Raw genomic sequence first — 8,303 nt, 5'->3', positions numbered from 1 at the left:
CAGGAACACCTCGACCACGCCGAGCACGGCGTACAGGGTGGTCAGCGCGATCAGCGAGGTCCACACCTCACCGGTGGAGATCCGCGACACGGCCTCCCGCGGCGAACAACACGGGCGCCGGCGGCGGGCCGTCGAGCCGGTGACCGGCGATCCCGTCGACGCAGGCGTCCAGGTCGCCACCGGACAGCGCCTCCCGCACGCGCTCCATCGACTCGCGGGCGACGGGGCGGCCGCCGATGCCGCCGAGCGCCATCCGGCCGACCCGTCCCGGGGCGAGCCGCGCCAGCTCCCACCCGACCAGACCGCCCATCGAGTACGTCACCACGCCCACAGTGGACAACCCGGCCTCGTCGAGCACGGCGAGCACGTCCCGTGCCAGGCCGCCGGGCGAGTACCCGGAGGCGGGCTTGCCGCTCTGCCCGTGCCCGCGCAGGTCCACGGCCACGTGCCCGAGCCCGTCCAGCGCCCGCAACCAGCCGGTCTGCTCCCAGGTGCGGGCGCTGTCCGAGGCGAAGCCGTGGATCAGCAGCACCGTCCGCGGCCCGGGCGCGTGGTCGAACCAGATCTTGGTGCCGTCGGCGGCGGTGGCGAACACGTCTCAGTCCTCCGGCAGGGTCAGGCGGACCCGCCGCTGCGGCTTGCGCTCCTCCGGGACGGTGCCGACGATCCCGGCGTCCTCCACGGTGAAGGTGACCAGCGGCGCGCCGACCGCGAGTTCCTCGTCCTCGCCGACGTGCAGCCGGGTGACGCGGCCGGACTGGGGCGAGGGGATCTCCACGGCGGACTTGGTGGTCTCCAGTTCGACCAGCGGCGCGTTGCGCTCGACCCAGTCGCCCTCGGCGACGAGCCACTCCAGCACGCGGGCGCTGATCAGGCCCTCGCCGAGGTCGGGCAGGGGGAAGGTCACTTCAGCCACGGCGGTACTCCAGGGTGGTCTGCACGGCGGTCAGGATGCGGTCGGCGCTGGGCAGGTACTCGTCCTCCAGCGCGCCGGACGGGTAGGGCACGTCGAACCCGGCGACCCGCTGCACGGGCGCGCGCAGGTCGGCGAAGCAGCGTTCGGTGATCAGCGCGGACACCTCGGCGCCGAGCCCGGCGGTCAGCGGCGCCTCGTGCACGACGACCGCGCGGCGGGTGCGGGCCACCGACCGCGCGAGCCCGTCGGCGTCGATCGGCTTGAGCCAGCGCAGGTCGAGGACCTCCAGCTCGACCCCGTCCTCGGCGGCCAGTTCGGCGGCCTGCAGGCAGCGGGCGACCATCGCGCCCCACGCGACCAGGGTGCCGTGCTTGCCGGGACGGGCGATGCGGCTGGTGCCGGGCGGCGGCATCTCGGCCGGCTCGGTGGGGTCGAACGTCTCGCGGTGCCAGTACCGCGACTTGGGCTCGAGGAAGATCACCGGGTCCGGATCGGCGATCGCCTGCCGCAGCAGGTGGTAGCCCTCGCGCGGGGTGGCCGGCGCGACGACCTTGAGGCCGGGCACGTGCGCGAACAGCGCTTCCAGGCTTTCGCCGTGGTGCTCGGGCGCCTTGATCCCGCCGAAGCTGGGCAGCCGCAACGTGATCGGCATGTTCAGCACGCCACGGCTGCGGTAGTGCATGCGGGCGACCTGGTTGACGATCTGGTCGATCGCGGGGTAGCTGAAGCCGTCGAACTGGATCTCCGGCACCGGCCGCCACCCGGCGACGGCCAGCCCGACCGCCATGCCCATGATCGCGGACTCGGCCAGCGGGGTGTCGAACACGCGGTGCTCGCCGAACTTGTCACGCAGCCCGTCGGTCACCCGGAACACCCCGCCGAGCGTGCCGACGTCCTCGCCGAAGATCAGCACCCGGTCGTCGTCCTCGCACGCGTGGCGCAGGGCGAGGTTCAGCGCCTGCTGCAACGAGAACTCAGGCATCGAGGGACTCCTTCCACACCCGCTGCTGCTCCAGCAGGGCCGTCGTGGGCTCGCGGTAGACGAACGAGAACAGCTCCTCGGCGGGCGGTGGGTTCAGCGCCAGCAGGCCGTCGCGGACACCGCTCACCACCGTGGCGGCGTGCTCCTCGGCTGCGGCGACCTCGTCGGCGGACAGCTGCGCGGCCCCGCGGGTCAGCGGGTCCCGGTCGAGCCACGCGCGCTCGTCCTCCAGCGTGCGGTAGCGGCCGGGATCGTCCGAAGTGGAGTGCGGACCCAGCCGGTAGGTCATCGCCTCGATCACGGTCGGTCCGCCGCCGTCGCGGGCGCGGTCCAGCGCGGCGCGAGTCGCCTCGAACACCGCCACCACGTCGTTGCCGTCGACGCGCACGCCCTCGATGCCGTACCCGGCGGCGCGGGCCGCGACCGAGCCGCCCGCCACCTGCTCCCCGGTCGGCACCGAGATCGCCCAGCCGTTGTTCTGGCAGAAGAAGACCACCGGCAGCCGGTAGACGCCGGCGAAGTTCATCGCCTCGTGGACGTCGCCCTGCGAGCTGGCGCCGTCGCCGAAGTAGGTGATCGCCGCGCCGCCGGTGCCGTCGAGCTTCGCGCCCATCGCCCAGCCGACCGCGTGGGTGACGGGACCGCCGACGACGGCGTTGAACGGCGCCAGCCGGGAGGCCTTCGGGTCGTAGAGCCCGCCGTGCCAGACGTTGAGGTGGGTCGCGAGGTAGCCGACGAGGTCGACGCCCATCGCCACCGCGACGCCGAGCTCCCGGTAGCACGGGAAGGCGAAGTCGCGGGCCAGGTCGAGCGCGGCGGCGCTGCCGACCTGAGCGGCCTCCTGGCCCTTGGCCGGCGCGTAGGCGGGGAACACGCCCTGGCGCTGCAGCGCGATGGCCTCTTCGTCGAGCCGGCGCGCCACGACCATCAGGCGGTGGAGCGCGGGGAGATCAGCTTCGTGCATGGCCGAAGCGTGCGGGGCGGCGCCTAAGCTGCGCAAGTGTCACCCCCGGCGCTGATCATTGTGCGCGTTCTGCCCGGCGTTTCGCCCCTTTCACTGGTCACTTTGTCCAGCGAGCCGCCGCGACGGCCGCGCACCGGCGGCGCTACCGTGTCGGCGTGGCGGACGACGAGCAGCGGCGCGAGACGGTGTCGACCGGGGTAGGTGTGCTGGACCGGGTGGTCGCGATCCTGGACGCGGTCGAGGCGAACCCGATGGGGGCCAGCGAGATCGCCCGCGCGCTGGGGCTGTCGGTGCCGACCGCCCACCGGCTGGTGTCCGCCATGGTCAAGCACGGCCTGCTGCACCGCGACGACGACGGCCGCCACCACATCGGCCCCCGGTTCGCCTCGTCCGCGCTGACGGCCGCCGCGACGCCGGTGCTCACCGGGCTGCGCGCCGAGACCGGCGAGACGGCCCAGCTGTGGGTGCTGCGCGGCGAGGACCGGCTGTGCGTGGCCAGCGAGGAGTCGCCCCACGAGCTGCGCGCCGCCGTGCCCGTGGGCACGGTGCTGCCGTTGTCGGACAAGGGATCGGCGGCTCTGGCGCTCACCGGCGCCGGCCGGGGCTGGGTGGAGAGCGTGTCCGAACGGACCCCCGGCCTGTGTTCGGTGAGCGCGCCCGTGCGCTACCGCGGCGACGTGGTCGCGGCGGTCTGCCTGGCCGCCCCGGTCTTCCGGGTGTCCGCCGACGGACCGGGCGCGCAGTACGGCGATCTCGTGGTCGCGGCCGCGGAAACGCTGGAAAGGGCGTTGCGCCACCGCTGAAGTTGGGCACCGGTCTTGTGGCGCCGGGCCCTCGCGACTTATGGTCCTTCTCGATAAATGACATCGGTAGTCATTATTTGAGAACGGAGGCGTTGTGGCCGACGCTCCCCTGACCGGCATCCGCGTGCTCGAACTCGGCAACTTCATCGCCGCCCCCTTCGCCACCCGCGTCTTCGCCGACTTCGGCGCCGAGGTGATCAAGGTCGAACGGCCCGGCGTCGGCGACGAGCTGCGCGGCTGGCGCCGCACCCGGGGCAGCACGTCGATGCTGTTCCGGACCATCGCCCGCAACAAGAAGTCGGTCACGCTGGACCTCAAGCAGGACGAGGGCCGCGCGCTCGTCCTGGACCTGGTGCGGCAGTGCGACGTGGTGGTCGAGAACTTCCGCCCCGGCACGCTGGAACGCTGGGGCCTCGGGCCGGCCGATCTCACCGCGGTCAACCCGGACCTGGTGGTCGTCCGCATCTCCGGCTACGGGCAGACCGGCCCCTACCGCGACCGCGCCGGGTTCGGCGGCGTCGCCGAAGCCTTCGGCGGGCTGCGGCAGGTCACCGGGCACCCCGACCGACCCCCGGTGCGGCCTGCCGCACCGATCGCCGACGCCGCCGCCGGGCTCTACGGCGTCGTCGGCGCGCTGATGTTGTTGCTGGGCAAGGCACGCGGTGTCCCCCACGACGGCCCGCGCGTCGCCGACGTCGCACTCTACGAGTCGGTGTTCATGATGATGGAGTCGCTGATCCCGGACTACGACGCCTACGGCGTGGTGCGCGAGCGCACCGCGGGGAACCTGCCCGGTGTGGTGCCCAGTGGCGTCTACCCCACGGCCGACGGGCAGTCGGTCATGATCGCGGGCAACTCCAGCGGCGCGTTCGGACGCCTGATGACCGCGGTCGGCCGCCGGGACCTGGCCGAGGACCCGGCGCTCGCCGACGGCGACGCCCGCTCCGCCCGGGAAGACGAACTCGACGCCGCCATCACCGCGTGGACCTCCGCGCACACCGCGCCGGAGGCGGTGCGGATCCTCAACGACGCCGGGGTGCCCGCGGGGCCGGTGTACGACGCGCGGGCCATCGCCGCGGACGAGCACTACCGCGCGCGGGACATGCTGCGCCCCCTCAAGGTCGTGGTCGAGGACGAGCCGGAGGAGATCCGCTTCCCGGGCGTGGTGCCGCGCCTGCCCGGCGCCCCCGGCGACGTCCGGTGGGCGGGTCCGGAATTGGGCGAGCACACCGAGGCCGTGCTCAGTGGACTGCTCGGCATCGGCGCCGAGCGCCTGTCCGGCTACCGCGAGCGGAAGGTGATCTGAGGTGAGCGTGACCATCACCGACGTGGTGCTGCGCGACGGCCTGCAGGACGAGCCGGCCGTGGTGCCGGTGGCCGACCGGGTCGCGATCGCGGAGGCGCTCGTCGCCGCGGGCCTGCGGCACCTGGAAGCCGGATCGTTCGTCAATCCCGCCAAGGTGCCGCAGATGGCCGGAGCGGAAGACCTGGTGGCCGCACTGCCGCACCAGGATTCCGTGCGCTACACCTTCCTCGCGCTCAACGCCCGCGGCGTGCGCCGCGCCGTCGCCGCGGGCGCCCGCGACGTGCTGGTCGTCGCCTCCGCCAGCAGCGGGCACAGCCGCGCCAACGCCGGCCGGGACAGCGACGCCGCGCTGGACGACCTGGCTCGCGCCGTGACCGAACACCCGGGAACCGCTTTCCGGGCCGGCATTTCGACCGCGTTCGTGTGCCCGTTCGACGGCGCGGTCGCCCCGGACCGGCTGGTCGCGGTCGCCAGGCGGTTCGCCGTGATGGGCATCCGCCGCATCGGTCTGGCCGACACACTGGGCACCGCCACGCCCGACCAGGTCATGACCTCGCTCGCGCGGGTCCGCGACGCCCTGCCCGGCATCGAACTCTCCCTGCACCTGCACAACGCGCACGGTCAGGCTCTGAGCACAGTGGACGCCGCGATCGAGGCGGGCGTCACCCGCTTCGACAGCGCCGCGGGCGGCTACGGCGGCTGCCCGTTCGCGCCCGGCGCCCACGGCAACATCGCCACCGAGGATCTCATGGCTCACCTGCACGCCCGCGGAATCCCCACCGGGATCGACGAAGACGTGCTTTCCACCGCGGTCGCCACCGTGCGGGAGGCGCTGCGCCGCGCACCCGCACCGGCCTGACGGCCGCGTCGTCCCCCTGGTCCCTCGTCAATGGTGACGTGGCCCGCCCCCGCGGGCGTGCGTGACCGGAACAGGTCGCAATGGTCCAGTTCGTTTCACTCCTCGTCCTCGTGGCGGTGTTCACCCTCGCCACGGTCCTGCCCGTCAACATGGGGATCCTCGCGTTCGTCGCCGCGTTCGTCGTCGGCGCGATCTCCGGCATCTCCGTCGACGACGTCACCGGGTACTTCCCCGGCGACACGTTCGTCCTCGTCGTCGGCATCACGCTGCTGTTCGGGGTGGCGAAGGTCAACGGCACGATCGACCTCGTCGTCGCCGCCTCGCTCAAGCTGGTGCGCGGGCGGCGGTGGGCGGTGGTGTGGCTGATGTTCGCGCTCGCCGCCGTGCTCATGTCGCTGGGGTCGGTGCTCGCGGTCGGCATGCTCGCGCCCATCGCGATGCCGATCGCCGCCCGCTACCGGATCAACCCGCTGCTGATGGGCATGATGCTCAGCCACGGCGCGTTGTCGGCCGCCTTCTCCCCCATCACCGTGTACGGCGCGTTCACCACCGGCATGGTGGACGACGCCGGCCTGGACGTCAGCCCGCTGCTGCTGTTCGCCGTCCCGTTCGGGCTCAACGTGCTCATCGCCGCGGTGCTGTTCGCGGTTCTCGGGCGTGACCTGTTCCGCGGCGACGAGGACGTGACGGGACCGGCACAGCCCGCCTCCGGTGGCGGGTCCACCGGCACGCTCACGCGGACCCGGACCGCCGTCGTCACCGAGGCGCGGGTCACCCCGCTGCGGGTGATCACCCTGACCGGCATGCTCGCGCTGCTGGTCGCCGGGGCGTTCGGGATCGACGTCGGGGTCGCGGCGTTCGTCATCGCCGCCGTCCTGCTGCTGTCCGCCCCGGACCGGCACAAGCCGTCGGCCGACGAGGTCGCCTGGCCGGCCGTGCTGCTGGTGTGCGGGATGCTGTCCTACATGGCGGTGCTGAAGGAGAACGGCACCCTGGCGATGCTCGGCGAGGCGGCCGCGGCACTCGGGTCGCCACTGCTGGCCGCGCTCCTGCTGTGCTTCGCCGTGGCGATCGTGTCCGCGTTCGGTTCCTCCATCGGCACCCTCGGGATCGCGCTCCCGCTGGCCGTGCCGTTGCTCGACCTCGGGCAGCTCGGCGCGGCCGGGTTCGTCGTCGCACTCGGCTTCTGCTCCACCGTCGTCGACGTGAGCCCGTTCTCCACCAACGGGATCATCGTGCTCGCGCAGGCCCAGGTCCCGGACAAGCGCGTCTTCCAGCGCCGCATGCTCGCCTACAGCGCGCTCGTCGTGGCGGGCGCGCCCCTGCTCGCCTGGACGGCGGCGATCCTGCCGTCCGCACTGTGAATCCACTGTAGACATCCGGAAAGGACACCATGGAACATCTCACTGTGGACGGCGAACAGCCGTCCGTCGACGCGGGCGCGTGGATCGCGCCGGGCGCGGTGGTCGCCGGCGCGGTCACCGTCGCCGCGGGCGCCGGGATCTGGTACACGGCCGTGCTGCGGGCCGACCTGGACACGATCACCGTCGGGGCGGGCAGCAACATCCAGGACGGCACGATCGTGCACGCCGACCCCGGGTTCCCCGTCACGATCGGCTCGGGGGTGAGCGTCGGGCACCGCGCGGTCCTGCACGGCTGCACCATCGAGGACGACTGCCTGATCGGGATGGGCGCGGTGGTGCTCAACGGCGCGAGGATCGGAGCGGGCAGCCTCGTCGCGGCGGGCGCGGTGGTGCTGGAGGGCGCGGACATCCCGCCCGGCTCACTGGTCGCGGGAATCCCGGCGAAGGTCCGGCGCCCGCTCACCGCCGAGGAGCAGGCCGCGACGCGCGCGAACGCCGAGAACTACCGGGAATTGGCTCGGGTCCACGCCCGCGCACGGCGCGGCTGACGTCCGGCGTGGATCGGGATTCGGGCCCTGGCGCGTTCGGCGGCCAGCACGAGTCGCGCCCGGCGCATGTCCCCCCGGGCGCGAACCGAATCCACGCCCGTCGGGGCTCACCGGCGCGGGTCGCGCCGGGCGGAGCCCGGCCCGGCAGGCGCTCGGTGCGGCTGTCATCCAGCGCTGATCCGCGCTGGACACGGCGCGTCTGGCGCGATCAGCGAGAGGAGCCACCCCGGCGGCGGCCGGTGCGGGCGCCCGCGGAGAAGGCCGCGGCGCCACCCGGCTGCTGCCGCGTTCCCGGTTCTTGCCGGGCGCTACCGCCGGACCTGTGCGCGGCCGCCCCCGCGCCACGGCCGGATTCCCGCCGACCAGCGCCACCGGACCTGCCCGCACCACGGCCCGACTCCTGCCGTGCATCCGGCTCCCGCCGGCCGGCACCGCCAGACCTGCCCGCACCACGGCCCAACTCCTGCCGTGCATCCGGCTCCCGCCGGCCGGCACCGCCAGACCTGCCCGCACCACGGCCCGACTCCTGGCGGCCCTCGCCGCGCGAGTTCTGCCGCGCCT

General features: G+C 73.6%; 9 protein-coding genes. 5 read left to right on the top strand and 4 right to left on the bottom strand.

Annotation, left to right across the window (positions count from 1 at the left end; all coding sequences use genetic code 11):
- Positions 1–67: 67 nt before the first annotated feature.
- From ABZ193_RS42570 to ABZ193_RS42555, 4 genes are all read right to left on the bottom strand, one after another.
- Positions 68–532 (bottom strand): alpha/beta fold hydrolase, encoded by a 465-nt coding sequence (locus ABZ193_RS42570; protein ID WP_354714490.1) that lies wholly within the window; start codon positions 530–532, stop codon positions 68–70.
- A gap of 66 nt (positions 533–598) precedes the next feature.
- The gene (locus ABZ193_RS42565; protein ID WP_020418037.1) at positions 599–916 is read right to left on the bottom strand and encodes a biotin/lipoyl-containing protein; all 318 of its coding nucleotides are present in this window, start codon (positions 914–916) and stop codon (positions 599–601) included.
- A complete protein-coding gene (locus ABZ193_RS42560; RefSeq protein ID WP_354714488.1) occupies positions 909–1,898 on the bottom strand; it encodes an alpha-ketoacid dehydrogenase subunit beta in 990 nt (329 codons plus the stop codon). Before ABZ193_RS42560 ends, ABZ193_RS42565 begins: the two co-directional genes overlap by 8 nt.
- A complete protein-coding gene (locus ABZ193_RS42555) occupies positions 1,891–2,862 on the bottom strand; it encodes a thiamine pyrophosphate-dependent enzyme (RefSeq protein ID WP_354714486.1) in 972 nt (323 codons plus the stop codon). The genes ABZ193_RS42560 and ABZ193_RS42555 overlap by 8 nt, the downstream gene beginning before the upstream one ends.
- 155 nt (positions 2,863–3,017) lie before the next feature.
- On the opposite strand from ABZ193_RS42555, the gene ABZ193_RS42550 reads away from it, so the two are divergent.
- The 5 genes from ABZ193_RS42550 (at position 3,018) to ABZ193_RS42530 (ending at position 7,742) form a co-directional block, all read left to right on the top strand.
- A complete protein-coding gene (locus ABZ193_RS42550) occupies positions 3,018–3,665 on the top strand; it encodes a helix-turn-helix domain-containing protein (RefSeq protein ID WP_020418040.1) in 648 nt (215 codons plus the stop codon).
- A gap of 94 nt (positions 3,666–3,759) precedes the next feature.
- A complete protein-coding gene (locus ABZ193_RS42545) occupies positions 3,760–4,971 on the top strand; it encodes a CoA transferase (protein WP_354714484.1) in 1,212 nt (403 codons plus the stop codon).
- 1 nt (position 4,972) lies between these two features.
- Positions 4,973–5,830 (top strand): hydroxymethylglutaryl-CoA lyase, encoded by an 858-nt coding sequence (locus ABZ193_RS42540; protein ID WP_354714483.1) that lies wholly within the window; start codon positions 4,973–4,975, stop codon positions 5,828–5,830.
- A gap of 80 nt (positions 5,831–5,910) precedes the next feature.
- On the top strand, positions 5,911–7,194 hold the full coding sequence (locus ABZ193_RS42535; RefSeq protein WP_354714481.1) for an SLC13 family permease: 1,284 nt from the start codon (positions 5,911–5,913) through the stop codon (positions 7,192–7,194).
- Positions 7,195–7,223: 29 nt separating this feature from the next.
- Positions 7,224–7,742 carry a gamma carbonic anhydrase family protein gene (locus ABZ193_RS42530; RefSeq protein WP_354714479.1) on the top strand — a complete coding sequence of 173 codons (519 nt, stop codon included), beginning with the start codon at positions 7,224–7,226 and terminating at the stop codon, positions 7,740–7,742.
- The last annotated feature ends 561 nt before the right edge of the window (positions 7,743–8,303 follow it).

The organism is Amycolatopsis sp. NPDC006125 (assembly GCF_040614195.1).
GTDB lineage: Bacteria > Actinomycetota > Actinomycetes > Mycobacteriales > Pseudonocardiaceae > Amycolatopsis_E > Amycolatopsis_E tucumanensis.
This window is presented reverse-complemented; position numbering and strand designations above follow the sequence as displayed.

What these genes read in the sequence shown, in the direction of transcription:
- ABZ193_RS42555 (WP_354714486.1), bottom strand. Translation starts at nt 2,862, where the DNA reads ATGCACGAAGCTGATCTCCCCGCGCTCCACCGCCTGATGGTCGTGGCG.
- ABZ193_RS42535 (WP_354714481.1), top strand. Translation starts at nt 5,911, where the DNA reads ATGGTCCAGTTCGTTTCACTCCTCGTCCTCGTGGCGGTGTTCACCCTC.
- ABZ193_RS42560 (WP_354714488.1), bottom strand. Translation starts at nt 1,898, where the DNA reads ATGCCTGAGTTCTCGTTGCAGCAGGCGCTGAACCTCGCCCTGCGCCAC.
- ABZ193_RS42530 (WP_354714479.1), top strand. Translation starts at nt 7,224, where the DNA reads ATGGAACATCTCACTGTGGACGGCGAACAGCCGTCCGTCGACGCGGGC.